Raw genomic sequence first — 23,899 nt, 5'->3', positions numbered from 1 at the left:
GGCGGAGCGGGGAAGAACCGCGTCGGGATCCACGCCCGTCACGCGTCCTCGCGTTCCGGGCCCGGCTCACAGGTCATTCACTCGGAGTGGGCCGGCGGGAACCGGCCCCGCACACAAAAGGGACCCTTGGCGCTCATGGCTGCCCAAAGGTCCTTGAGTAGTGCAACAGGCGTCGGGACACCATACGACACGACACAGCGGGATATGAAAGGACTTGAGACATGGATCACAGGCCTTAGTGGAACCACACTCCCATATTCAAAGGTCTCCGTCCTCTTTGTGGCGCTGACCCGCAGGTGGCGTCGTGGGCCTCACTTCCGGACCTCCGTCCGGACTACCATCAGTCCATGACCCGTGTACTGCTCGCCGAGGACGACGCATCCATCTCGGAGCCACTGGCCCGCGCACTGCGTCGGGAGGGTTACGAGGTCGAGGTCCGCCAGGACGGTCCGACCGCGCTCGACGCCGGACTCCAGGGCGGCATCGACCTGGTCGTCCTCGACCTGGGGCTGCCCGGGATGGACGGTCTCGAAGTCGCCCGCAGGCTCCGGGCCGGCGGCCACACCATCCCGATCCTGGTGCTGACGGCCCGCGCCGACGAGGTCGACACCGTCGTCGGCCTGGACGCGGGCGCCGACGACTACGTCACCAAGCCGTTCCGCCTCGCCGAACTGCTCGCCCGGGTCCGCGCCCTGCTGCGCCGCGGCGCCTCCGAGCCCGTCCCGCAGCCCGCCACCCACGGCGTCAGGATCGACGTCGAGTCGCACCGGGCCTGGATGGGCGAGGAGGAACTCCAGCTCACCGCCAAGGAGTTCGACCTGCTGCGGGTCCTGGTCCGGGACGCCGGCCGGGTCGTCACCCGCGACCAGCTGATGCGCGAGGTCTGGGACACCACCTGGTGGTCCTCCACCAAGACCCTCGACATGCACATCTCCTGGCTGCGCAAGAAGCTCGGCGACGACGCCGCCAATCCGCGCTACATCGCCACCGTGCGGGGCGTCGGCTTCCGGTTCGAGAAGAGCTGACGTACGAAGCTCCCATGCGTCCTGAGAACCGCCCCGACGGCCCCTTGAGGCGGCGGACATGCGCCGTCGGCTGATCAACTCCACGCTCGCCGTGGTGCTCGTCGTCATCGCCGTCTTCGGCGTCTCGCTGGTGATCGTGGAGACCCGCACCATCAGCGCCAGCGCCCAGGAGAGCGTCGAGTCCGAGGCGCTCCGGCTGATCAGCGTGGTCGAGAGCCGGCTGCTGGGCGAAGAGACGATCAACTCCGGCGTGCTGGCCGAACAGATCGACCCGGCCCGGTTCGCGCTGATCGAGATCCCCGGCCGCGAGCCCATCTCCGTCGGCGAACGCCCCTCCGGCAGCGTCCTGCGCGCCACCGAGACCGGGGAGGGGGGCGAGAAGGTCACCGTCGAGGAGTCCCGCTCGTCCGTCACCCGCGAGGTCGGGCGCACGCTCCTGATCATCGGCGCGGTGGCGCTGCTGGCGATCGTCTCGGCCGTGCTCCTCGCCGTACGCCAGGCCAACCGGCTGGCCTCCCCGCTCACCGACCTCGCCGAGACCGCCGAACGCCTCGGCTCCGGGGACCCGCGCCCGCGCCACAAGCGGTACGGGGTGCCCGAGCTGGACCGGGTCGCCGACGTCCTGGACTCCTCCGCCGAACGGATCGCCCGGATGCTGACCGCCGAACGCCGACTGGCCGCGGACGCCTCGCACCAGCTGCGGACACCGCTGACCGCGCTCTCCATGCGGATCGAGGAGATCTCCGTCACCGACGACCCCGACACGGTGAAGGAGGAGGCGAACATCGCCCTCACGCAGGTCGAGCGCCTCACCGACGTCGTCCAGCGGCTCCTGACGAACTCCCGCGACCCGCGCACCGGCTCCGCCGTCGTCTTCGACCTCGACGAGATCGTCAAGCAGCAGATCGAGGAGTGGCGCCCCGCCTACCGCAGCGCCGGCCGCGCGCTGGTCTGCTCCGGCAAGCACGGGCTGCGGGCCGTCGGAACCCCGGGCGCGGTCGCCCAGGTCCTGGCGGCGCTGATCGAGAACTCACTGATGCACGGCGGCGGCACCGTCGCCCTGCGCACCCGGGTCACCGGCAACCAGGCGGTCATCGAGGTCACCGACGAGGGCCCCGGCGTCCCCGCCGAACTGGGGGCGCGGATCTTCGAGCGGACCATCAGCGGCCGCAACTCCACCGGCATCGGCCTGGCCGTCGCCCGTGATCTCGCGGAGGCGGACGGCGGACGGCTGGAACTGCTCCAGCAGCACCCGGCGGTCTTCGCGCTCTTCCTCAGCCGGGTCCCGGTCGACCGCAAGGACCCCGAGCGCCCGGTGCGCTGAACAACGAGCAGCGCCGTGGGTCAGTTCCGTACGGGATCGGGCGCTACCCGTTCCTCCGTCGGCCTGCGCTGCTCCAGAAACCGTTCCGCGCTCAGCACGGCCTCCTTGGCGGGCAGGGTCTTGAAGACCCAGGTCCGGTAGGACCAGAAGCGGAACAGGGTGGCGATCCCGATGCCGACGATCTTGAAGACATTGCTCTGGACCGGGGTGTTCCAGCCGAAGCCGTACGTCGCCAGGTACAGCACGCCCGTCTCGATCACCGCGCCCGCCGCACTGAACAGCAGGAAGAGCGCCAGCTCACGGGTCCGGCCGGTCTTGTCGCGGTCCCGGTAGGTCCAGTAGCGGAAGCCCACGTAGTTGAAGAGGATCGCGACGAAGGTCGCCAGCACGCTCGCCCGGACCACCTGGAGGTCCGTGGTGTGCCGCAGCAGGTTGAAGACCGCGATGTTGACCAGCAGGCCGAAAGCGCCGACCGCGCCGAACTTGGCGACCTCCCGGGCCAGCAGCTCAAGCCGGGTCCGCAGTGCGCCCGGTTCGCTCATGGTGATCGCTGGCCCCGTCCGTCGGAAGGCGTCTGGATGACGTGTCGACGTAAGCACGTCAACTCCGCCATGCTAACCAGCCCACCCGTGTGACGCCCGTGAGTCCGCAGGGGCGGCGGGCGGACGGCATCCGTACGGCCGTCCGGGAACCACCGGCGCGCCGGATACCCTGGAGTCGTGACGTTCCCGGTAGTCGGCATGGTCGGCGGCGGTCAGCTCGCCCGCATGACCCACGAGGCGGGTATCCCCCTCGGCCTGAAATTCAAGCTCCTCAGTGACACGCCCCAGGACTCGGCGGCCCAGGTGGTCAGCGAGGTCGTCATCGGCGACTATCGCGACCTGGACACGCTCCGCGCCTTCGCGCACGGCTGCGACGTGATCACCTTCGACCACGAGCACGTGCCCACCGAGCACCTGCGGGCCCTGGAGGCGGACGGCATCCCCGTGCGCCCCGGCCCCGATGCCCTGGTGCACGCCCAGGACAAGGGGGTGATGCGCGCCAAACTCCTGGAGATCGGCGCCCCCTGCCCCCGTAACCGCATCGTGAGCGACCCGGCCGACGCCGCCGCGTTCGCCGAGGAGGCCGGGGGCTTCCCCGTCATCCTCAAGACCGTGCGCGGCGGGTACGACGGCAAGGGCGTGTGGGTGGTCCGCTCCGAGGCGGACGCGGCCGACCCGTTCCGCGCCGGCGTTCCGGTCCTCGCGGAGGAGAAGGTCGACTTCGTACGGGAGCTCGCGGCGAACATCGTCCGCTCGCCGCACGGCCAGGCCGTGGCCTATCCGGTGGTGGAGTCCATCCAGGTCGACGGCGTCTGCGACACGGTGATCGCCCCGGCCCCGGAGCTGGACGAGGCGCTGGCCGGCGAGGCCCAGCAGCTCGCGCTCCGTATCGCCGCCGAGCTCGGTGTCGTCGGCCACCTCGCGGTGGAGCTGTTCGAGACCCGGGACGGCCGCATCCTGGTCAACGAGCTGGCGATGCGCCCGCACAACTCCGGCCACTGGACCCAGGACGGCGCGATCACCTCGCAGTTCGCCAACCACGTACGGGCGGTCCTCGACCTCCCGCTCGGCGACCCGCGCCCGCGCGCCCCCTGGACGGTCATGTGCAACGTCCTGGGCGGCGACTACCCGGACATGTACCAGGCGTATCTGCACTGCATGGCCCGCGACCCGCAGCTCAAGATCCACATGTACGGCAAGGACGTGAAGCCCGGCCGCAAGGTCGGACACGTCAACACCTACGGCGACGACCTGGCGGACGTGCGGGAGCGCGCCCGGCACGCGGCCGACTACCTGCGAGGAACGATCACCGAATGACTTCCCCCGGCACCGGATCCCCCGCCGCCCCGCTCGTCGGCATCGTCATGGGATCGGACTCCGACTGGCCCGTCATGGAGGCCGCCGCCAAGGCGCTCGACGAGTTCGAGATCCCCTACGAGGTCGACGTCGTCTCCGCCCACCGCATGCCGCGCGAGATGATCGCGTACGGCGAGGAAGCGGCGGGCCGCGGCCTGAAGGCGATCGTCGCGGGCGCGGGCGGGGCCGCCCACCTGCCCGGGATGCTGGCCTCGGTCACCCCGCTGCCGGTCATCGGCGTACCGGTGCCGCTGAAGTACCTGGACGGCATGGACAGCCTGCTCTCCATCGTCCAGATGCCCGCCGGGGTGCCCGTCGCCACCGTCTCGGTCGGCGGCGCGCGCAACGCGGGCCTGCTGGCCGCCCGGATCCTCGCCGCGAGCGACCCCGCGCTCCAGGAGCGGATGCGGGAGTTCCTGCAGGAGCTGAACGCCCAGGCCACCGAGAAGGGCAAGCGACTGCGCTCCAAGGTCCAGGGCTCCGACTCCTTCGGCTTCGGAAAGTAGGGGCCGGCAGATGGACTACGTGCAGCGCGCCCGCGAACTCCTCGCCGCCCACCCCGTTGTCGACGGACACAACGACCTCCCCTGGGCCCTGCGCGAACAGGTCGGCTACGACCTCGACGCCCGGGACATCGCCGCCGACCAGCGCGGCCTGCTCCACACCGACCTGAACCGGCTGCGGGCCGGCGGGGTCGGCGGCCAGTTCTGGTCGGTGTACGTCCGCACCGACCTGACCGGCGACGCGGCCGTCAGCGCCACCCTGGAGCAGATCGACGTCGTGGGCGAGCTGATCGCCCGCTACCCGACGCACCTGCGCCAGGCGCTCACCGCCGACGACCTGGAGAAGGCCCGCGCCGAGGGCCGCATCGCCTCCCTGATGGGCGCCGAGGGCGGCCACTCCATCAACAACTCGCTGGGCACCCTGCGCGCGCTGTACGACCTGGGCGTCCGCTACATGACGCTCACCCACAACGACAACATCGACTGGGCCGACAGCGCGACGGACCTGCCGCGCCTCGGCGGGCTCTCCGCCTTCGGCCACGAGGTCGTCCGCGAGATGAACCGCGTCGGCATGCTGGTCGACCTCAGCCACGTCGCCGACGGCGTCATGCGCGACGCGCTCGCCACCAGCACCGCGCCGGTGATCTTCTCGCACTCCTCGGCCCGCGCCGTCTGCGACCACCCGCGCAACATCCCCGACGACGTGCTCGCCGCCCTCCCGGCCAACGGCGGCGTCGCGATGGCGACCTTCGTCCCGAAGTTCGTGCTGCCCGAGGCCGTCGCCTGGACCCTGGCCGCCGACCGCAACATGCGCGAGCACGGACTGCACCACCTCGACACCACCCCGGTCGCGATGCGCATCCACGAGGACTTCGAGGCGGCCCACCCGCGCCCCGAGGCCACCGCATCGACCATCGCGGACCACCTGGACCACATGCGCGCGGTCGCGGGCGTCGACCACATCGGCATCGGCGGCGACTACGACGGCACGGCGTTCACCCCGCGCGGCCTGGAGGACGTCTCCGGCTACCCGAACCTGATCGCCGAGCTGCTGCGGCGCAACTGGTCCGAGGGCGACCTCGCCAAGCTCACCTGGCAGAACTCCGTACGGGTACTGCGCGACGCGGAGGCCGTGGCCCGCGACGAGCAGAGCGGGCGCGGCCCGTCCCACGCGACGATCGCCGAGCTGGACGGCCCGCTTCGCTAGGGCCTGCCGACTGCCGGGCGACGACAGGCCCTGGAGCCGCGCAGCCCTACCCGCCCACCGCCGCGAACGGTCCGCCCGGACCGAAGGCGAGCGCCCCGAAGCGCTCGCCCATGCGGCGGTGGGCGGCGGCGTCCGGGTGGAGGCGGTCCGGCAGCGGCAGCTCGGCGTGGTCCGCCGCGCCGTACAGCGCGCGCCCGTCCAGCTGGAAGAGATACGGGTCCGCCGCCGCCCGCTCCGCCACGATCCTGGCCAGCTCCGCGCGGACGACGCCCAGGGTCAGCTTGCCCGAGGCGGTCTCCGCCGGGTCGCCCAGCGCGCTGAACTCCACCTTCCCGTCCCTGAACTCCGGCGCCGCGGGCCCCGGAGTGTCCTCGTGGGCGGGGCAGAGCACGGGCGAGACGACGAGCAGCGGCGTGGCGGGCCGCCCTTCGCGGATGGTGTCGAGGAACCCGTGCACGGCCGGGCCGAAGGCGCGCAGCCGCATCAGGTCGCGGTTGACGAGGTTGATGCCGATCTTGACGCTGATCAGATCGGCGGGGGTGTCCCGCAGGGCGCGCGCGGTGAACGGGTCGAGCAGGGCGTTGCCGGCCAGCGACAGGTTGACCAGCTCCACGTCTGCCGCGGCGGCGGCCAGAGCGGGCCAGGCGGTGGCCGAGCTGTCGGCCGCGGAACCGTGGCTGATCGAACTGCCGTGGTGCAGCCACACCCGGCGCCCGCCCGGCGCCACGGCCGCGACGGGGGCGTCGGTGCGCAGGTCGATCAGTTCGACGGTCTCGGTGTACGGCAGCCAGATCTCGACGTCCTTCTCCCGCCCGGGCAGCCCGTCGAACCGGACGCGGCCGATCCGCCCGGGGAACGTCTTCCTCGAACCGTCCGCCAGATCGACGAGCACGACATCGCCGCCGCTCGCCGTGGCCCGCCCGGCCGGCTCCCCGTCGATGTGCAGGTCGTACGCGCCGTCCGGGCCGGGCGGAACGCCCTGGTAGCCGACGACCGTGCGCCGGAGACCCAGCTCGACGACGGTGGCGCGGGTGCGGAACACCACCCGCACCCCGGAGGGCTGGGACTCCGCCCGCGCCAGCTCCTCGTCATCGTCGAACCGGGCCCGTGCGGCGGCGGGCAGCCGGTGCGGGAGCAGGCCGCCGCGCGCGGTGCGCTCCAGGTCGAGCGCGCCGCGCAACAGGTCGTCGGTGAGGGGAGTGGTGATGGGGTCGCGCAAGTCGTCCATGCGCTCAGCCTGTCCGCGGAACGCACGCGCAAAGCCGGAGCCCGCCCGCGGAACGCACGCCCAAAGCCGGAGCCCGTCCGCGGAACGCACGCGCAAAGCCGGAGCCCGTCCGCGGAACGTGCGCGAATCCGGCCGCGGACCCCTCAGGCTCAGGCCTTCGGGCGGCCCATCGCCCGGTAGGTCCAGCCGGCCTCGCGCCACACGGCACTGTCCAGGGCGTTGCGGCCGTCCAGGATGATCCGGCGGGCGGCCACCTCGCCCAGCTCGGCCGGGTCCAGCTCGCGGAACTCGCGCCACTCCGTCAGGTGCAGCACCACATCCGCGCCGCGCACCGCCTCCAGCGCGGAGTCGGCGTAACCGAGCGTCGGGAACAGCCGCCGGGCGTTGTCCATCCCCTTCGGGTCGAACACGGTCACCTGGCCGCCCTGGAGGTGGATCTGCCCGGCGACGTTGAGCGCGGGGGAGTCGCGTACGTCGTCGGAGTCGGGCTTGAACGCGGCGCCCAGCACCGCGACCCGCTTGCCGAGGAACGAGTCGCCGCCCACCGCCTCCCGGGCCAGCTCCACCATGTGGCCGCGGCGGCGCATGTTGATGGAGTCGACCTCGCGGAGGAAGGTGAGCGCCTGGTCCGCGCCCAGCTCTCCGGCGCGCGCCATGAAGGCGCGGATGTCCTTGGGCAGGCAGCCGCCGCCGAAGCCGATCCCGGCCCGCAGGAACTTCTTCCCGATGCGCTCGTCGTGCCCGATGGCCTCCGCGAGCTTCACGACGTCCCCGTCGGCGGCCTCGCAGACCTCGGCCATCGCGTTGATGAAGGAGATCTTGGTGGCCAGGAAGGAGTTCGCGGAGGTCTTCACCAGCTCGGCGGTCGGGAAGTCGGTGACCACGAACGGAGAGCCCTCGGCCACCGGCCCGGCGTACACCTCGCGCAGCAGCTTCTCGGCGGTCTCGCTGCGCACGCCCACCACGATCCGGTCCGGATGCAGGGTGTCCTGCACGGCGAAGCCCTCGCGGAGGAACTCCGGGTTCCAGGCCAGCTCGGCGCCGGCGCCCACCGGAGCCAGCTCGGCGAGCCGGTCCGCGAGGCGGGCGGCGGAGCCGACCGGGACGGTCGACTTGCCGACGACCAGGACCGGCCGGGTCAGATGCGGGGCCAGCGACTCGAAGGCGCTGTCCACATAGCTCATGTCACACGCGTACTCGCCGTGCTTCTGCGGAGTGTTCACGCAGACGAAGTGCACATCGCCGAACTCCCCGACCTCCTCCCAGGAGGTGGTGAAGCGCAGCCGCCCGGTGGACCCCTCGATACCGGCGACATGCCGCTGGAGCATCTCTTCGAGCCCCGGCTCGTACATCGGCACGCGCCCGCCGGACAGCAGCTGGACCTTCTCCGGCACGATGTCGAGCCCCAGGACCTCGAAGCCCAGCTCGGCCATGGCCGCGGCATGGGTGGCGCCGAGATAGCCGGTGCCGATCACAGTGATCCTGAGGGCCATGGAGTGCTCCTGGAAGATACGGACGGACGTGCGGACCGAGCATAGTCGGGGACCCGGAGGCCGGAATTCACCGCTCGATATGCCCGGTACCTCCCTCATGCCCCACCCCTGTCGGCAAGCTCACGTACGCGGCACGTATGCCGTCGGACGGTCGTCGCACTAAAATTGAGTTACTTAACGGTAGTTAGCATCTGGGGAGTGAGCGTCTTGGCGGGTTCGACCGATTTCGACCTGTACCGTCCGGCCGAGGAGCACGACATGCTCCGCGAGACCATCCGCGCGCTCGCCGAGACGAAGATCGCCCCCTTCGCCGCAGCGGTCGACGAGGAGAGCCGCTTCCCGCAGGAGGCGCTGGACGCCCTGGTCGCCTCGGACCTGCATGCCGTCCACGTGCCGGAGGAGTACGGCGGGGCCGGCGCCGACGCGCTCGCCACGGTCATCGTGATCGAGGAGGTGGCCCGCGCCTGTGCCTCCTCCTCCCTGATCCCGGCCGTCAACAAGCTCGGCTCGCTCCCGGTGATCCTCTCCGGATCCGAGGAGCTGAAGGCCAAATACCTGGGCCCGCTCGCCAAGGGCGACGCGATGTTCTCGTACGCCCTCTCCGAGCCGGACGCCGGCTCGGACGCGGCGGGCATGAAGACGAAGGCCGTGCGCGACGGCGACTTCTGGGTCCTCAACGGTGTGAAGCGCTGGATCACCAACGCGGGCGTCTCCGAGTACTACACGGTCATGGCGGTCACCGACCCGACGAAGCGCTCCAAGGGCATCTCCGCGTTCGTCGTCGAGAAGTCCGACGAGGGCGTCTCCTTCGGCGCCCCGGAGAAGAAGCTCGGCATCAAGGGCTCCCCGACCCGCGAGGTCTACCTCGACAACGTCCGGATCCCCGCCGACCGCATGATCGGCGAGGAGGGCACGGGCTTCGCCACGGCGATGAAGACCCTGGACCACACCCGCATCACCATCGCGGCCCAGGCCCTCGGCATCGCCCAGGGCGCGCTGGACTACGCCAAGGGGTACGTCCAGGAGCGCAAGCAGTTCGGCAAGCCGATCGCGGACTTCCAGGGCATCCAGTTCATGCTCGCCGACATGGCGATGAAGCTGGAGGCGGCCCGCCAGCTCACCTACTCGGCCGCCGCCAAGTCCGAGCGCGTCGACGGCGACCTCACGTTCTTCGGCGCGGCCGCCAAGTGCTTCGCCTCCGACGTCGCCATGGAGGTCACCACGGACGCCGTCCAGCTGCTCGGCGGCTACGGCTACACGCGGGACTACCCGGTCGAGCGCATGATGCGCGACGCCAAGATCACCCAGATCTACGAGGGCACGAACCAGGTCCAGCGCATCGTGATGGCCCGCAACCTGCCGTAATGGTGCTCGTGGCGGTGTTCTCGCACCGGGCCCTCCTCCTGTCCGGCAGGGGGCCCGGTGATCGTCAACGAACGACGTCGAACACGTTCTTCTGGATCCCGTTGGCGTACGCCTCGTACTCGACCAGCTTCAGCTTCTGGGCGTCCTTGTCCGTCGTGCTGAACAGGCGCTTTCCCGCGCCGAGCAGGAGCGGGAAGACGAGCAGGTGGTACCGGTCGATGAGGTCGGCGTCCGCGAGGTTCCGGTTCAGCTCGGTGCTGCCGTGGATGATGATCGGGCCGCCCTCGGTCTCCTTGAGAGCGGCGACCTCGTCCAGCGACCGCAGGATCGTGGTCTCGCCCCAGTCGGCGACCAGGTCGCCGTCGGTCAGCCGGGTGGAGACGACGTACTTCGGCATCGCCTTGTACCCGGTGAACTCCTCCATGCCCGGCCACACCGGGCTGAACGCCTCGTAACTGGCCCGGCCCAGCAGCAGGGCCGCGGCCTCCTCCTGCTCCCGCCCCTTGAGCTCGTACGCCTCCGGCAGGAACTCCACGTCCTTGAACGTCCACCCCGAGTTCCGGTAGCCGGGCTCGCCGCCCGGGGCTTCCATGACGCCGTCGAGCGAAACGAAGGCGGTGCTGATCAGGGTGCGCATCGGGGTCTCCCAGGTGTCTCGTACGGGCATCTCGTGGCGGGTGGCCCGTGGGGCGCCCACTCTCACGGATGTACTGACCGCGCACCCCGCCGAAACTCATCGGTCCGGCCAGGCCCATCCGTCCGGACCACGGCCGGTACCCTCCCTCCCCATGACCGAACTCGACAGGCTGACCGCCCTCTTCGGAGCCCTGGGGGCGGATGCCGACGCCCGGGACTGGGCCGAGTCCGAGACGGAGGAGGGGCTGCCGCAGCTCGCCCGCTACCGCCTCCTGCGCACGGTGTGGCAGGACGTCGACGCCTGGGCCACGGAGGTGCCCCGGTGGGTGGCCGCCTACCGCACCGACGGCGCGGCCGCCGACGCCGTCGACCGGGCCCTGGCGGCCGGGCTCACCCCCGAGGACCTGGGCGCACTGGCCCGCGAGGTCGCCCGGGAGACGGCGTTCGGGGTGCTGTACGCCCTGGCGGACCCGGCGGACGGATCGCTTCCCGCCGAGGTCGAGGCGCAGCTGCCCGGCTGGCGACTGGCGGAACTGGACCCGGCCGGCGCGCCGACCGGCCGCCATCTCGACGCCCTCCACGAGGACTTCGCCGAACTCGAACCGAAGGGGCCGGTCGCATGAGGCCGCCGCCCCCGGTGCCGGTGCTCGCGCGACGTCCTACCGCGGCGAGACCGCCGCGAACACTCCACGTGCGGCCGTTCCGTCCGGCCGGCTCCAGCCGCCGACGAGACGCACCGCCGCCCCCTGCTCGGCTTCCGTCGCCCGCAGGACGCGGCTGATCCGAACGTCGTACGCGTCGTCGGGTCCGGGTGCGGCTCCCTGCACGGTGACGGTCGGGTCAAGGGTGTCGCTCAGGCTCTGGTGCTGCGGCGTGGCCTCACCGCGCAGAAGAGCGTTCAACTGCGCCAGCACCACCGGATCGTGGGCGCCGTCGTAGACCCACCGGGTGCCGAGCACCCCATGCTCGGAGGTGCCGATCAGCGCCTCACCGGGTACGCCCTCCAGCGCCGCGCCCCGGTAGCCCAGCGGCACCAGATACGCCACCGGCTCCGGCGCGTCGGCCGCGTCCACCACGACCATGAACTCGATCCCGACCGCCCCGTCCGGATCGTCCAGGCGGAACCCGCCGGCCTTGACCAGATCCGGCGTGCCCGCGGCTCCCACGTACCAGCTCTGCTTCGGCAGCCAGCCGGTGATGAGCTCCAGCTTCGTGGGCGTCATGGTGGTGCGGTGGATGGATGCCATGCGAGCTCCCTCATGCGTAGAACCGGGTCCGGCCGTCCTCACGGCGGGTGTGACCGAAACCTATCGGGAGCCGGCGCCCGTCTGCCCCTAGGGTGGAACGATGATCATCTGGCTGAACGGAACCTTCGGCGCGGGCAAGACCACCACCGCGAAGGAGGTGACCTCGCTCCTCCCGGAGTCCCGGCTCTTCGACACGGAGACGGTCGGCTGGATGCTCCGGCACGTCCTCGGAGTCCCGGAGAAGGACTTCCAGGACTTCCCGCCCTGGCGAGGCCTCGTGGTGGAGACCGCACGGCAGGTCCTCGACCATGTGGGCGGCACGCTGGTGGTCACCCAGACGGTCCTGGTCGAGCCGTACTGGCGGGAGATCCACGACGGCCTGACGAGGGCCGGCATCCCCGTGCACCACTTCCTGCTGCACACCGACCGGGACACCCTCGTCGAACGCATCGAGACCGACACCAAGCCCGAGAGCGCCGGTGCCAAGCAGTGGCGCCTGGACCATCTGACCGACTACGAGCAGGCTCTGCCCTGGCTCCGCCGTGAGGCTCAGGTGGTCGACACGACGGGCGTCGTGCCCGCCGAGGTGGCGGAGACCGTGCTGCGGAAGGTGCGCACGAGCTGACGAGTGCGCACGAGCAGTCGCCCCGCCCGGTGGAGGCCGTCCCGACGCCCTCCGCGAGGACTTCGCCGAACCCGACCCGAAGGGGACCACGCGTGACGACCGTGACCGACGTGACCGCCATGACCGCCTTCGACCACGCCGAGCGGCGCATCTGGTCCGGCAAGGCCGAGGCGTACGCCCGCACCTACGCCCGGCTCTGCGCCCACCCGGCGGCGGCCCTGCTCGACGCCGCCGGCACCGGGCGCGGCACGCGCGTGCTCGACGTCGGCTGCGGCAGCGGGACCGTGAGCGCGGCGGCGGTCGCGCGCGGAGCGAGGGTGTACGCGGCCGACGCCGAACCGGGCATGGCGGAGGCGACCCGCCTGGCCGTCCCGGGCATCGCGGCGGCGCACATCGCCCGTTTGCCCGAACTGCCCTACGCGGACGACACGTTCGACGCGGTCGTCGGCAACTTCGTGCTCAACCACGTGGGCCGCCCCCGCGAAGCGCTGGCCGAGCTCCGCCGGATCACCCGCCCCGGCGGCCGGCTGGCGGTCACCATCTGGCGGTCACCCGGAGCCCCCGGCCAGACCCTGATCGGCCGAGCCGCCCAGGCCGCCCGCCTCACCCGCCCCGACTGGCTCCCGGCCCTCGCCCCCGAGGACGACTTCCCCCGTACGCCCGAAGGCCTCGCGACCCTGCTCGACGCGGCCGGACTCCTCGACGCCCAGTGCTCCGAGGTGGCCTGGGAGCACCGCTGCGATCCCGACACCTGGTGGGCGGGGGCGGAACAGGGGATCGGCGCGATCGGCCAGGTCCTCAACAGCGGGGGCGCGGAGGGGGTGGCGGCGGCCAGGCGGGCGTACGACGATCTCAGCGCCGAATTCCGTACGCCGGACGGCACGCTGGCACTTCCCCACGTCGCCCTGCTGGCGGCGGCAACGGCTTGAGGGCCTTGCCGGGCCACGAGAGGCCGTCGGGCCCCGACACCTCAACGGCCCTGGCCGCGCGGGTATCGTGACGCGGCAGGCGGCTGCGAGGTTCCGGGCGCCGAGGGGGGAGAGCACGGAGTCATGAACAAGAAGTACCTGGTGCTGCCCGCCGCGCTCGTCGTCGCGGCGGTCGACCTCTGGCCGACCGAGCTCAAGAAACTGCGCGAGCAGAACCTGTGTCTCGGCATGCTGACGGAGGAGACCGCGGGCCTGCTCCAGGACGGCAAGGGCGGGGCCGTCCAGGTAGACGAGTTCATCCCGAACAGCTCAGGGTCCGCGGCCGAGCCGAAGGACCCGATCTTCTCCACGATCTGCTTCGTCAACCGGGTCGGCGCTGAGGACAAGAGCAGCGCGCGGCTCCAGTACACCCTGGACGTGCGGCCCACCGAGACGCTGAACGACCCCCCGAAGGGCGCCACCCGCATCGGGAACGGCCTCATGGGCTGGGTGGGCCGGCGGCGGAGCGAGGTCCAACTGCCGGACGGCTGCGCGAAGGAGATGAAGCGGCCCGACGCGCAGTACGTCACGGTCACCCTCAAGATCTCACCGGTGGCCGTCGTCGGACAGGACTGGAACTACGCGTCCCTGATGAAGGATTCGCGCACCGTGATCGTCGAGGCCGTGGAGAACCTGACCAGGCAATACGACTGCGCCGCCTGACAGAACCCGGAGGACCGATGGACGAGAAGTCGGCAACCTGCCGCGGGGGGTCCGCACGGAGGTTCAGCAGGCAGTCGCCCATGGCCTCGTCGTCCAGCACCGACTCCACCAAGGGTGCTACGGGGCCGGGCACCCGGCGGGCCGGGGCGTCGGTGTAGGCGGCCGGTTCCCCCGCACCGAAGGTGAGACCGATCGACAGGTACCGGGCGCCGAGGTCCCGGTCGAGGGCGACAGCGCGGAAGCCGCCGCCACAGGTGCCGCCTCTCGGCGTGAAGAAGATCTTCCGGAGCGTCAATTTCCCTGCGGCCCAGCCTTGCTGGCGGAAACCCCGACACCGGCGCCCCCTCTTCGGCACACTGAGTACATGGACGATTACCCGGGGAAGTCGCCGGACCATCTCACCATCAACGTCACCCACCGCGACGACCCGGTCTTCGAGGTCACCCAGGCGGATGCGTTCGCCTCGGTCCGCAAGTATCCGAACATCGTGGTGCGGGGGCCGCTGTTCGGGCTTGCCGAGCAGCGGCGCGGGGACCGGCCGCGCTGGCGGCTGCTGGGTGAACTCGACACCGGGTTCCCGCAGATGGCCCGCGACGAGCTGAACTCGCTGCTCTGGTTCAGGGCCAAGGACGACGTCGAGGACCGGGCCGTGCGGCGGTCGTTGCTGGAGGCCGTGACCCGGCTGGAGACCGAGCCGGTCAACGAGGTGACGGCGGACGGCGTCCGCTACCGCGTCGTGCGGGCCGACGAGTTCACCCGGATCGGCGACGGGCGCCTGGAGCCGCCCCGGGCCACCGACCCGGACGACGACAGCTGGGACCCGGACGCGCCGGACCCCTCCCGTACCAAGGGCTTCGTGGTCGACCACGCGGCTGCCGTCGGGCTGGCCGAGGGGATCGACCGGGCCGGGCTGCTCCAGCTCTCCTACACCGCGAGCCGCTTCCCCGAGGACGTACGGGCCGACTCCCGGCGGGCGTTGGCCACCCACCCGGGGGTCGTGCTCCTGCCGACGACGTTCCGGGTGGTGGAGCGCAAGGAGATGTCCTGGTCGATGGTGACCGGGCAGTACTCCACCCCGCAGGGCGCCCGGCGCGCCCTCGTCCACCACCTCACCCGGCCCGTGCCCGAGCTGCCGGATCTGCCGGACATGCCGGAGCTGCCCGAGTGGATGAAGGTGGACGAGAAGGAGGCGGCCATCCACGCGCGGGCCGCGAAGAAGTTCACCGCGCGCCGGAGGCCCAATGAACTCGTGGTGCGGGGGCGGCAGTACGAGGTCGTGCGCGTCGAGCGGGTGATGCGTATCGGGCCGGACGGGCCGGAGACGCCGCGCACCTCCGACGTGGACGACTACGGCCCCTCCAAGATCCACCCGACCATGGACGAGCGCGGCGTCGTCACCTACGGCGAATAGACGAGTAAGCGGGTCGGCGAAAGCGCCGGGGGCCCGCCGGGCGGCGTACCGCCCGGCGGGCCCCCGGGCCCGTACCGCATCAACCAGCCTTGCCCCGGCCTCAGTTGCCGGTGACCGTGACCTTCTCGTCGTTGTTGAGCTGCTGCACCAGCTGCTTCACCTTGGCCTTGTCCCAGACCAGGTTCCCGCCGACGCTGCCCGAGATCGGCATGTTCAGCGACGTACCGTCACCGCCCGTGACGCCCTTCATCGCGAAGAACATGTTGGCCAGCGACCAGAGCGACATGTCCTTGTCCACGATCAGCGTGTCCAGGCCCGCGCCCATCGTCGGGTACAGCTTGAACGGGTTGATGATCGTGGACGGGGTCGCCGTCTGGCTCGCCAGCGCCGCGAGGAACTTCTGCTGGTTCTTCGTACGGTCCAGGTCGCTGCCCGCGAACGCGTAGCGGGTCCGGACGAAGGCGAGGGACTGCTCGCCGTTCAGGGTCTGCTTGCCCGCCTTGAAGTCGGCCCCGGACTTCTTGTCCTTGAAGGCCTTCGGGATGTCCAGCTCGACCCCGCCGATCGCGTCCACGATCTTCGCGAAGCCGCCGAAGCCGATTTCGACGTAGTGGTCGATGTGCAGGCCGGTGTTGAACTCGACCGTACGGACCAGGAGTTCGGGTCCGTCCTCGGCGTAGGCGGCGTTCAGCTTCACCTGCCGGCCGGTGCCCTGGAACATCTTCCCGGACTCGGACCCCTTGAAGGACGGGATCTCCACGTTGGAGTCGCGCGGCAGCGAGATCAGCGTCGGGCCGTTGGAGCCGTCGTGCAGGATCATCATCGAGTCGGTGCGCTTGCCCTCGGCGGAACCGGTGCGCAGCCGCTTCTTCTCCTCGTCCGACATGCCCTCGCGGCTGTCGGAGCCGACGATCAGATAGTTCGTGCCGTCGCCGGACTTCGGCCGCTCGATGACCTTGGAGAGGTCGACCTCGCGCTTCAGCTTCGAGTCGGCCCAGAAATACGTCGAGATCGAGACCGCGAGCACCACGACCACCAGGGTCAGCGCGCCGAGCTTGATCCGGCGGCGCCAGTCCGGTGCCGGGCGGCCCTGGACGTAACCTCCGTCACCGCCGCCGCGACGGCCACCGCCGCCCCGGCCGTCGGAGCCGCCGCCGCCCGAGCCGTAGACCTGGCCCGTGTTGTAGCCGCTGTCGTACCCCGGGTCGGGGCTGTTGCCGTAGCCGCCGTCCTGGTAGCGGTCGTCGTACCCCTGGCTCTGCGGCGGCACCTGCGGCCTCTGCGGCGGGGTCTGCGGCCTTCGCGGCGTGGCCGGGCGGCGCTGGATGTGCGGCATCGCCCGCGCGCTCTCGGGCTGGGGGCTGGCACTGCCCCGCCCGTAGCGCTCGCTGCGGTCGCCGGTCCGTCGATCGGGCCAATCGTTCATCCGAACAGTGTGCCGTCCCGGCCCACGGCTATTACAGGGTGTAAGGGAAATCGCACCAGGGCTGTTGCGAACCTGATGCATTCTGCGGGATCGCGGCCCCCGCATAAGGTGGACTGTATGACAGATCAGGCCACTGGCGTAACAGATCAGGCCAACCGCTCGGAAGGCGAGATTCCGGGCAAGCCGACCGCGGCGTCCCGGACCACCCTCAGCCACATCATGACCGGCAGCGACACCAACCTCCTCGGCACGGTGCACGGTGGCGTGATCATGAAACTGGTCGACGACGCCGCGGGCGCGGTGGCCGGCCGGCACTCCGGCGGGCCCGCCGTGACCGCCTCGATGGACGAGATGGTGTTCCTGGAGCCGGTCCGTGTCGGTGACCTCGTCCATGTGAAGGCCCAGGTCAACTGGACGGGCCGCTCCTCCATGGAGGTCGGCGTGCGCGTGATGGCCGAACGCTGGAACGAGTCGACCCCCGCCCAGCAGGTCGGCAGCGCCTATCTGGTCTTCGCCGCCGTCGACGGGGACGGCAAGCCGCGCCGCGTACCGCCGGTGATCCCCGAGACCGAGCGCGACAACCGGCGCTACCAGGAGGCGCAGATCCGGCGCACCCACCGGCTCGCCCGCCGCCGCGCGATCAAGGAACTGCGCGAGAAGCGCGTCGCCGACGGCATCGACGACTGAGCCCGCGAGGCTGCCTCACGGCCCTACGGGCACACCACCTCGTCGCCCGTCACCGTGGAGAACTCGCCCGTCTGCCGGCTCTCCGCCTTCACCCGCTGCACCTTCGTGAAGTCCGCGCCCACGGTCACCTTCATCAGCGGTCCCTGGCCCTTCACCGCCTTCAGCTCGCTCCCGGGCAGGGCGGTGGCCAGGGACTTCGCCGAGCGGTCCCAGCGCGGGTCGTACTCCACGAGCGTCCGCTTCAGATCCCGCAGCTCCCCGTTGAGCGGCGCCTCGCCGGTGGTGAACCCGGTGGCCCGCAGCGCCTCGTCCACGGTCCGGCCCAGTCCGTCCTTCGGGGTCCCGTTGTAGACCTGCACCCGGATGTCCTTCGGCGCCACGTCCACGAGCGTGGCCGGAGGCTGCTTCGGACCGGCCGCGGGCTTCGGCTTCGCCGGGGCCAGCGGCTTGTCCTCGCGCAGCGCCTGGAACAGCTTCTTCGACTTCTTCGCGTCCCACTGCACGGTGGAGCCGATGCCCTTGACCGGGAAACTGGGGTTGCCGACGGGCACGGAGGCGAACTCCGACGAGGCCGGGCCGAAGTCCTTCATCGCCTTGCCGAGCGCCAGCATCTGCTCCGTACCGAAGCCCTCGTCGGCCCGGACCGAGCCCAGCGCCGAGGCGGAGACCTGCTGGAACTTCACCGGGTTCAGCAGCACCCCGCTGCTCGTCGCCTGCTTGATCAGCGCCGCCATGAACTTCTGCTGGCGCTCCATCCGGCCCAGGTCGGCGGCCACGTCCACATGGCGCGAGCGCACGTACTGGAGCGCCCGGCCGCCGTCCAGCTCATGGGTGCCCGCGGGCAGGTCCAGACCGGTGTACGAGTCTTTCATCGGCCGGGCCGTGCAGATCTTCACCCCGCCCACCGCGTCCACCGTCTTCATGAAGCTGGTGAAGTCGACCTCCAGATAGTGGTCGATCTTGACCTTGGTCATGTTCTCGACGGTCCGCACGGTCAGCGTGGGCCCGCCCTCCGCGTACGCGGCGTTCAGCTTCACCGGGTGGCTCTCGTGGTGCTTGCCCGTGGTGCGGTCGGTGTGGGCGGGCATCTCGGCGTAACTGTCCCGGGGGAGGCTGACCACGCTCGCCCGCTGCCGGTCGGCCGACAGATGGACCAGCATGATCGTGTCGGTGCAGTGGCAGGGCGCGCCGCCGAGCTTGTACTTCTGCTTCTCGGCCTTGGTGATCGTGTCCCGGCCGTCGGTGCCCACGAGCAGCAGATTCGTGCCGTGGCCCCCCTGCGGGCGGTTCTTCATGTCCTTGAACGGATCGACCCGGCCGATCCCGCCCTCCAAGCTGCTGACCACGGCGTGACCGATCCCACCCGCGCCCAGCACCAGCACCGACAGACCGGTGGCCACCCGCATGCCCCAGCGCGGCCGCTCGTCCTGCTTGCGGCGGCGCACCGGCCGGGCGCCCTGGGGCGGACGGCGTCGCGGGGGAGTGGTACGGGGGTGCGGCGGGCGCTGGGGGCGCTGCGGTCGTTGCGGCGTGGGCACGGGGGGAGACACCTCCGGGGTGCAAGGGAGACACCTCTGCGGTGCGAGGGGGCCAGGTACGACGGGGCGGGTACGGGGGAGACGCAGGAGATACGGGAGATGCAGGGGACAGGTGGAAGGGACCAATCGCACGGTAGGCCCATACGATCTCCGCCCCGGCCCACGACCCGGCGGCGCGCACCGGTGTCCCCCATTCGCGGTAACGTGGCGGCCGAATAACGCCGCCCCCTGGGGTGCGAACCCCCGGCGCCCCGAGGACACCCCGAGGACCACATGTCTGCCGCGCAGTACCCCGCCGTCTCCGTGATCATGCCGGTGCTCAACGAGGAACGCCATCTCAGGAACTCGGTCCGGCACATCCTGGAGCAGGAGTACGCCGGTGAGATGGAGGTCGTGATCGCGCTCGGCCCCTCCGCCGACCGGACGGACGAGATCGCCGCCGAACTGGTCGCCGAGGACCCCCGCGTCCACACCGTGCCCAACCCCACCGGCCGCACCCCCGCCGCCCTCAACGCGGCGATCAAGGCCTCCCGCCACCCCGTCGTCGTACGGGTCGACGGCCACGGCATGCTCTCGCCGAACTACATCGCGACCGCCGTCCGCCTCCTGGAGGAGACCGGCGCGCAGAACGTCGGCGGCATCATGCACGCCGAGGGCGAGAACGCCTGGGAGGAGGCCGTCGCCGCCGCGATGACCTCGAAGATCGGCGTCGGCAACGCGGCCTTCCACACCGGCGGCCAGGCGGGCCCGGCCGAGACCGTCTACCTCGGCGTCTTCCGCCGCGAGGCGCTGGAGCGGGCCGACGGCTACAACGTCGAGTTCATCCGCGCCCAGGACTGGGAGCTGAACTTCCGCATCCGCGAGGCCGGCGGGCTGATCTGGTTCTCGCCCGAGCTGAAGGTGCAGTACCGCCCGCGCCCCACGGTGAAGGCGCTCGCCAAGCAGTACAAGGACTACGGCCGCTGGCGCCATGTCGTCGCCCGTTACCACGCCGGCTCGATCAACCTCCGCTACCTGGCCCCGCCGACCGCCGTCGTCGCCATCGCGGCGGGCCTGGTCCTCGGTGCGGCCGTCACCCCGTGGGCGCTGGTCGTCCCGGGCGGTTACGTGGCCGCGATCGTCGCCGGATCGCTGCCCGCGGGCAAGGGCCTCTCGCTGAAGGCCCGCGCGCAGATCCCGGTGGCCCTGGCGACGATGCACATGTGCTGGGGCTTCGGCTTCCTCACCAGCCCCCGGTCCCTGGCCAGGAAGGTCATCGCGAGCCGCCGCCCGGCGATGACCGGCAGCAGCGAGACCGTCTGAGACGACGACGCACGAGGGCCCCACCGCCGGAACGGAAACCGGCGGTGGGGCCCTTCGCGTACGGGCGTGCCGTTACGGGGTCACCAGGTGTAGTTCGGGTTGACCTTCATGCAGGCCCCCTCTTCCTCGCCGTTGAGCGCGCCCGCCGACTCCGGAGTCTTCTCCGTGCCCTTGGACACCGGATAGGCCTCGTCCTCGCGCCAGTCCGCGCCCACCGCGAGCGAGATCCCCGAGACGTCGGTGGACTTCTTCACCTGCGACAGCGGAATGCCCAGCGCCTTGGCGACCGCCTGCGCGTCGCCCTCCAGATCCGCGCTCGGATACAGGATCCCGGTCCGGGCCGCCCCCGTCACATTGCCCGAGTCGACGGTGGTCCGCCCGAAGCCCGCGTTCTTCAGCTGGTCCGCCACGTCGCCAGCACGCCCCGAGGCCGGTCCGAGCGCGTCGGTGGCGGTCCCGTTCCGTACGGAGACGGCGATCTCGCCGACCGGCGCCGACGGGTCCTTGGGCTCCTCCGGCTTCTTCCGCTTGGAGGCCTTGCCGTCCAGCGGGATGTCGTCGCGGACCATCCGGAACAGCTGCTCCGCGTCGCCCGCCTTCGGATAGACCCGGCCGTCGTTCACGCCCGTGCCGTACACATTCGGCATCGTCGACATCGTGATGCGCTTCGTCGGGACCTTCTTGAACTCCTCGGCCAGGTCGTAGAGCTTCTTGACCGTGTCGAGGCCCTTGTCGACCGTCAGCGCCTTGGTGGCCGCCTCGGCGAGGTTCATCAGCTTCGCCGGGTCGCTCAGCTTGGTGCCCTTGCGCAGCTGACGCACCATCGAGTTCATGTACTGGTGCTGCGCCTTGGCCCGCCCGAGGTCGGTGTTGTCCTCGAAGCCGTACCGCGTACGCAGCCACTGGAGGGCCTGCTCGCCCTGGATGGACGTGGTGCCCTTCTCCAGCTTCAGCCCCGAGCCCTTGCCGTCCCGGCCACGCGAGTTGATGTTGGCGTCCACACAGACGGGCACGCCGCCGATCGCGTCGGCCATCGAGACCACACCGGCGAAGTCGATCATCATGAAGTGGTCGATCCGGATGCCGGTCAGCTCGTACCAGGTGGCCACCGTGCACCCCGGACCGCCGCGGCCCAGGCTCTCGTTGGTCTGTACGTCTCCGGTGCTGGCCGGGTAGACCTCGCCGTCCGGGGCCGTGCACTTGGGCATCTTCAGCATGGTGTCGCGCGGCATGCTGATGACGGAGAGGTTGGAGCGGTCCGCGGAGAGGTGGAGCAGCATCTGCACATCGGCGAGCGGCGGGGCCCCGAAGGTGTCCTTCGCGCCGCCCAGCTTCTGGTTGGCCTTGGAGTCCCGGGCGTCGGAGCCGATGAGCAGGATGTTGAGCGGGGTCTGCCCGGCGGCGTTGGCCTTGTGATCGGCCATCTGCTTGTCGCCGAGGGTCAGCTTCTCTTTCTTGATGTTGCTGTTGAGGTACTCGTAGTAGACGTAACCGGCGCCACCGGTGGCGAGTATCAGCACCGCGAGCACGGAGGCGCTCCAGCGCAGTACGCGCCGCTTGCCGCTCTTGGGCGCCCGGCGGCTGCTGCGCCCCTGGGCGCCGTCACCGCCGCCCCCGTTGCCGCGCCGGCCCTTCGTGGCCCGATGGCCGTCCCCCGGCCGGCCCTCACCGCCCGACCCGCCGCCGTCGTCCGGCCCGCCCCCGTCACCCGGCCCGTCGCCCTCGTACAGGCTCTCGTCCCAGCCGTGCTGATCGGCGCGGCGGACGCGTGATCGCGTCCTCTCCCCGGGCGTGCTGCTCCGTCCCACCGGACCCCCCATGCTGTTCAGATTTCCGCTGTGGCGCGGTGACCCGGTGTCACTTGGCGCATACCGCCTTGTCGGCGCTTGCCTGCTCGACGCCTTCCGGCGCCTTCGCCGGCCCGGTGATGAGCTGGCCCGCGCCCTTGAAGTCCGCCCCCAGCGTGAGCACCATCGCCTCGAGCCCCTCGGCGTCGGCGGTGCCCTGCTTCATGGCCGCGGCGGGCAGCCCCATCATCGCGGCGAGCGCCCGGGCCTGATCGGCCTGGTTGGGCGCGTACTCCAGCGTCGTCTTCTTGATCTTCTCGGGTGCGTTGGCCTTGTTGGTGGACTTCAGCACCCCCTGCTCGTTCTGGAGCCAGGTGACGGTCGCGCCGGCCGCGCCGGGGATCTCACCGCCGTTGAGGACGTCCACGCGTACGTCGGCGGGCTCGGCCTTCGGGCCCTTGAGCAGGGCCGCCTGCTTGCCCTTGGCGGCCTTCTCCTTCTGCTTCACCTCGGTCAACGAGGTGTCGGAACGCATCATCGCGAAGAGCTGCTCGCCCTTGACCGGGTCCACGACCACGGTGATGGGCTTCGGCTCGGCCGGGTTGTCGATGACCGGCATCGTCAGGAAGGTGACGTTCTTCGTGTCGACCTTGCCGATCTCCTGGGCCAGCGTCATCAGCTTCTTCGCGTCGCCGATGCCCGTGTCGACGGTCAGCGCGTTGGTGGCCGCGTCGGCCAGCGTGTACAGCTTCTTCGGGTTGGTCAGGGTGTCGCTCGACTTCATCTGGCGGATCATCGAGGCGAGGAACTGCTGCTGCACCTTGATCCGGTCCAGGTCGCTCTCGTTGCCGAAGCTGTGCCGGGTGCGCAGCAGGGCCAGCGCGTCCTCGCCCGCCACCTTCGACTCGCCCGCGGGCAGCTTCAGATGGGACTTGGGGTCGTCGACCGGTTTGGCCATGCAGACCTTGACGCCGCCGACCGCGGTGGTCAGCTCCTTGACCGCGTTGAAGTCGACCATCATGAAGTGGTCCGGCTTGAGGCCGGTGATGTTCTCGACCGTCTTCATGGTGCAGCCGGGATTGCGGCCGCTCTGGCCGAGGCTGGTGTTGAAGCGTTCGTTCGGGGTGCCGGGGATCGTGGTGGAGGTGCCGTCCGACTGCTTCGTCTCGCACTCGGGGATCTCGGTCATCAGGTCGCGCGGGATGCTCATCGCCGTCGCGTTGGTCCGGTCCTCGGAGACGTGGAACAGGATGGTGGTGTCGGCGTGGCCCTCGCTGCCCTTGTCGCCGTACCCCTCGTTGCCCTTGCCGGTGCGCTTGTCGGTGCCGATGATCAGGATGTTCATCGGGCCGTCGCTGAGGACGTTCTTGCTGCCGGCGTCGCCCACGTCGATGGTGTCGATGTTGCCGTTGAGCTTCTGGTACACGGCGTACACGCCGATCGAGGTGGCGACCACGACGAACGCCACGACCCCGCCCGTCCACAGCAGCGCCTTCTTCTTGCGCGACTTCTTGGGCTTGCGCTTGCGGCGGCCGGACGCGGGCGGTTCCGTGCCGCGCCCGCCGC

At 70.9% G+C, this 23,899-nt stretch carries 22 protein-coding genes; 13 read left to right on the top strand and 9 right to left on the bottom strand.

Annotated features, from left to right (window positions below; all coding sequences use genetic code 11):
• The first annotated feature begins 347 nt into the window (after positions 1–347).
• Both G3I54_RS01430 and G3I54_RS01425 read left to right on the top strand, forming a co-directional pair.
• Positions 348–1,025, top strand: a complete 678-nt coding sequence (locus G3I54_RS01430; RefSeq protein WP_007450117.1) for a response regulator transcription factor — start codon at positions 348–350, stop codon at positions 1,023–1,025.
• Between the two features lie 58 nt (positions 1,026–1,083).
• Positions 1,084–2,349, top strand: coding sequence for an ATP-binding protein (locus G3I54_RS01425; RefSeq protein WP_164610232.1), 1,266 nt, complete (start codon positions 1,084–1,086; stop codon positions 2,347–2,349).
• Between the two features lie 20 nt (positions 2,350–2,369).
• Here G3I54_RS01425 and G3I54_RS01420 read toward each other — a convergent pair whose 3' ends face one another.
• Positions 2,370–2,891, bottom strand: coding sequence for a GtrA family protein (locus G3I54_RS01420; RefSeq protein WP_137234354.1), 522 nt, complete (start codon positions 2,889–2,891; stop codon positions 2,370–2,372).
• 177 nt (positions 2,892–3,068) lie between these two features.
• On the opposite strand from G3I54_RS01420, the gene G3I54_RS01415 reads away from it, so the two are divergent.
• Genes G3I54_RS01415 through G3I54_RS01405 form a run of 3 tightly spaced genes read left to right on the top strand, consistent with a single transcriptional unit; the run spans position 3,069 to position 5,957 of the window.
• Entirely contained in the window at positions 3,069–4,208 is a 1,140-nt protein-coding gene (locus tag G3I54_RS01415; protein ID WP_164610230.1) for a 5-(carboxyamino)imidazole ribonucleotide synthase, read from the top strand.
• Entirely contained in the window at positions 4,205–4,753 is a 549-nt protein-coding gene (gene purE, locus G3I54_RS01410) for a 5-(carboxyamino)imidazole ribonucleotide mutase (protein WP_164610228.1), read from the top strand. Before G3I54_RS01415 ends, purE begins: the two co-directional genes overlap by 4 nt.
• Before the next feature lie 10 nt (positions 4,754–4,763).
• Positions 4,764–5,957 (top strand): dipeptidase, encoded by a 1,194-nt coding sequence (locus tag G3I54_RS01405; RefSeq protein WP_164610226.1) that lies wholly within the window; start codon positions 4,764–4,766, stop codon positions 5,955–5,957.
• Positions 5,958–6,003: 46 nt separating this feature from the next.
• Here the strand turns inward: G3I54_RS01405 and G3I54_RS01400 are convergent, their stop codons facing one another.
• On the bottom strand, positions 6,004–7,185 hold the full coding sequence (locus G3I54_RS01400; RefSeq protein ID WP_164610224.1) for a GDSL-type esterase/lipase family protein: 1,182 nt from the start codon (positions 7,183–7,185) through the stop codon (positions 6,004–6,006).
• Between the two features lie 149 nt (positions 7,186–7,334).
• Complete coding sequence (locus G3I54_RS01395) at positions 7,335–8,678, bottom strand: UDP-glucose/GDP-mannose dehydrogenase family protein (RefSeq protein ID WP_164610222.1); 1,344 nt, start codon at positions 8,676–8,678, stop codon at positions 7,335–7,337.
• Positions 8,679–8,885: 207 nt separating this feature from the next.
• On the opposite strand from G3I54_RS01395, the gene G3I54_RS01390 reads away from it, so the two are divergent.
• Complete coding sequence (locus G3I54_RS01390; RefSeq protein ID WP_030568754.1) at positions 8,886–10,043, top strand: acyl-CoA dehydrogenase; 1,158 nt, start codon at positions 8,886–8,888, stop codon at positions 10,041–10,043.
• A 64-nt stretch (positions 10,044–10,107) separates the two neighbouring features.
• Here the strand turns inward: G3I54_RS01390 and G3I54_RS01385 are convergent, their stop codons facing one another.
• Positions 10,108–10,680: a dihydrofolate reductase family protein gene (locus G3I54_RS01385; RefSeq protein ID WP_164610284.1), complete on the bottom strand. Its 573-nt coding sequence runs from the start codon at positions 10,678–10,680 to the stop codon at positions 10,108–10,110.
• A gap of 151 nt (positions 10,681–10,831) precedes the next feature.
• Here G3I54_RS01385 and G3I54_RS01380 point away from each other — a divergent pair, with 151 nt between their 5' ends.
• Positions 10,832–11,302 (top strand): hypothetical protein, encoded by a 471-nt coding sequence (locus G3I54_RS01380; protein WP_164610220.1) that lies wholly within the window; start codon positions 10,832–10,834, stop codon positions 11,300–11,302.
• A 36-nt stretch (positions 11,303–11,338) separates the two neighbouring features.
• Here the strand turns inward: G3I54_RS01380 and G3I54_RS01375 are convergent, their stop codons facing one another.
• Entirely contained in the window at positions 11,339–11,926 is a 588-nt protein-coding gene (locus tag G3I54_RS01375) for a 1,4-alpha-glucan branching protein (protein ID WP_164610218.1), read from the bottom strand.
• Positions 11,927–12,026: 100 nt separating this feature from the next.
• Between G3I54_RS01375 and G3I54_RS01370 the strand changes: the two genes are divergently transcribed.
• The 4 genes from G3I54_RS01370 (at position 12,027) to G3I54_RS01355 (ending at position 15,593) form a co-directional block, all read left to right on the top strand.
• On the top strand, positions 12,027–12,551 hold the full coding sequence (locus tag G3I54_RS01370; RefSeq protein WP_164610216.1) for an AAA family ATPase: 525 nt from the start codon (positions 12,027–12,029) through the stop codon (positions 12,549–12,551).
• Positions 12,552–12,670: 119 nt separating this feature from the next.
• Positions 12,671–13,480 (top strand): class I SAM-dependent methyltransferase, encoded by an 810-nt coding sequence (locus tag G3I54_RS01365; RefSeq protein ID WP_164610281.1) that lies wholly within the window; start codon positions 12,671–12,673, stop codon positions 13,478–13,480.
• A 123-nt stretch (positions 13,481–13,603) separates the two neighbouring features.
• Entirely contained in the window at positions 13,604–14,182 is a 579-nt protein-coding gene (locus G3I54_RS01360; protein WP_164610214.1) for a hypothetical protein, read from the top strand.
• Positions 14,183–14,546: 364 nt separating this feature from the next.
• A complete protein-coding gene (locus G3I54_RS01355) occupies positions 14,547–15,593 on the top strand; it encodes a DUF5954 family protein (protein ID WP_164610212.1) in 1,047 nt (348 codons plus the stop codon).
• Between the two features lie 100 nt (positions 15,594–15,693).
• Here G3I54_RS01355 and G3I54_RS01350 read toward each other — a convergent pair whose 3' ends face one another.
• A complete protein-coding gene (locus G3I54_RS01350) occupies positions 15,694–17,019 on the bottom strand; it encodes an LCP family protein (RefSeq protein WP_164610210.1) in 1,326 nt (441 codons plus the stop codon).
• 117 nt (positions 17,020–17,136) lie between these two features.
• Here G3I54_RS01350 and G3I54_RS01345 point away from each other — a divergent pair, with 117 nt between their 5' ends.
• Positions 17,137–17,706 carry an acyl-CoA thioesterase gene (locus G3I54_RS01345; protein ID WP_164610208.1) on the top strand — a complete coding sequence of 190 codons (570 nt, stop codon included), beginning with the start codon at positions 17,137–17,139 and terminating at the stop codon, positions 17,704–17,706.
• A gap of 23 nt (positions 17,707–17,729) precedes the next feature.
• Here G3I54_RS01345 and G3I54_RS01340 read toward each other — a convergent pair whose 3' ends face one another.
• The gene (locus G3I54_RS01340) at positions 17,730–19,112 is read right to left on the bottom strand and encodes an LCP family protein (RefSeq protein ID WP_164610280.1); all 1,383 of its coding nucleotides are present in this window, start codon (positions 19,110–19,112) and stop codon (positions 17,730–17,732) included.
• Between the two features lie 405 nt (positions 19,113–19,517).
• Here G3I54_RS01340 and G3I54_RS01335 point away from each other — a divergent pair, with 405 nt between their 5' ends.
• Complete coding sequence (locus G3I54_RS01335) at positions 19,518–20,546, top strand: glycosyltransferase family 2 protein (protein WP_164610206.1); 1,029 nt, start codon at positions 19,518–19,520, stop codon at positions 20,544–20,546.
• A gap of 80 nt (positions 20,547–20,626) precedes the next feature.
• Here the strand turns inward: G3I54_RS01335 and G3I54_RS01330 are convergent, their stop codons facing one another.
• Together G3I54_RS01330 and G3I54_RS01325 are read right to left on the bottom strand one after the other, a co-directional pair.
• The gene (locus G3I54_RS01330) at positions 20,627–22,366 is read right to left on the bottom strand and encodes an LCP family protein (RefSeq protein ID WP_203685389.1); all 1,740 of its coding nucleotides are present in this window, start codon (positions 22,364–22,366) and stop codon (positions 20,627–20,629) included.
• A gap of 37 nt (positions 22,367–22,403) precedes the next feature.
• Positions 22,404–23,899, bottom strand: a 1,496-nt coding sequence (locus G3I54_RS01325) for an LCP family protein (protein WP_239144178.1), incomplete at its 5' end; no start/stop codon positions are given.

It is taken from the genome of Streptomyces sp. SID14515 (genome assembly GCF_010548505.1).
GTDB classification, from domain to species: domain Bacteria; phylum Actinomycetota; class Actinomycetes; order Streptomycetales; family Streptomycetaceae; genus Streptomyces; species Streptomyces caviscabies.
The sequence above is the reverse complement of the archived record's forward strand: the minus strand, read 5'-3'. Positions and strand labels throughout refer to the sequence as shown.

Bases quoted from the DNA above. Each gene is read 5' to 3' on its own strand.
- G3I54_RS01340 (WP_164610280.1), bottom strand. From the start codon at position 19,112: ATGCGGGTGGCCACCGGTCTGTCGGTGCTGGTGCTGGGCGCGGGTGGG.
- G3I54_RS01345 (WP_164610208.1), top strand. From the start codon at position 17,137: ATGACAGATCAGGCCACTGGCGTAACAGATCAGGCCAACCGCTCGGAA.
- G3I54_RS01375 (WP_164610218.1), bottom strand. From the start codon at position 11,926: ATGGCATCCATCCACCGCACCACCATGACGCCCACGAAGCTGGAGCTC.
- G3I54_RS01350 (WP_164610210.1), bottom strand. From the start codon at position 17,019: ATGAACGATTGGCCCGATCGACGGACCGGCGACCGCAGCGAGCGCTAC.
- G3I54_RS01420 (WP_137234354.1), bottom strand. From the start codon at position 2,891: ATGAGCGAACCGGGCGCACTGCGGACCCGGCTTGAGCTGCTGGCCCGG.
- G3I54_RS01395 (WP_164610222.1), bottom strand. From the start codon at position 8,678: ATGGCCCTCAGGATCACTGTGATCGGCACCGGCTATCTCGGCGCCACC.
- G3I54_RS01385 (WP_164610284.1), bottom strand. From the start codon at position 10,680: ATGCGCACCCTGATCAGCACCGCCTTCGTTTCGCTCGACGGCGTCATG.
- G3I54_RS01430 (WP_007450117.1), top strand. From the start codon at position 348: ATGACCCGTGTACTGCTCGCCGAGGACGACGCATCCATCTCGGAGCCA.
- G3I54_RS01400 (WP_164610224.1), bottom strand. From the start codon at position 7,185: ATGGACGACTTGCGCGACCCCATCACCACTCCCCTCACCGACGACCTG.
- G3I54_RS01330 (WP_203685389.1), bottom strand. From the start codon at position 22,366: ATGGGGGGTCCGGTGGGACGGAGCAGCACGCCCGGGGAGAGGACGCGA.
- G3I54_RS01380 (WP_164610220.1), top strand. From the start codon at position 10,832: ATGACCGAACTCGACAGGCTGACCGCCCTCTTCGGAGCCCTGGGGGCG.
- G3I54_RS01405 (WP_164610226.1), top strand. From the start codon at position 4,764: ATGGACTACGTGCAGCGCGCCCGCGAACTCCTCGCCGCCCACCCCGTT.
- G3I54_RS01360 (WP_164610214.1), top strand. From the start codon at position 13,604: ATGAACAAGAAGTACCTGGTGCTGCCCGCCGCGCTCGTCGTCGCGGCG.
- G3I54_RS01425 (WP_164610232.1), top strand. From the start codon at position 1,084: ATGCGCCGTCGGCTGATCAACTCCACGCTCGCCGTGGTGCTCGTCGTC.
- G3I54_RS01335 (WP_164610206.1), top strand. From the start codon at position 19,518: ATGTCTGCCGCGCAGTACCCCGCCGTCTCCGTGATCATGCCGGTGCTC.
- G3I54_RS01355 (WP_164610212.1), top strand. From the start codon at position 14,547: ATGGACGATTACCCGGGGAAGTCGCCGGACCATCTCACCATCAACGTC.
- purE (WP_164610228.1), top strand. From the start codon at position 4,205: ATGACTTCCCCCGGCACCGGATCCCCCGCCGCCCCGCTCGTCGGCATC.
- G3I54_RS01370 (WP_164610216.1), top strand. From the start codon at position 12,027: ATGATCATCTGGCTGAACGGAACCTTCGGCGCGGGCAAGACCACCACC.
- G3I54_RS01365 (WP_164610281.1), top strand. From the start codon at position 12,671: ATGACCGCCTTCGACCACGCCGAGCGGCGCATCTGGTCCGGCAAGGCC.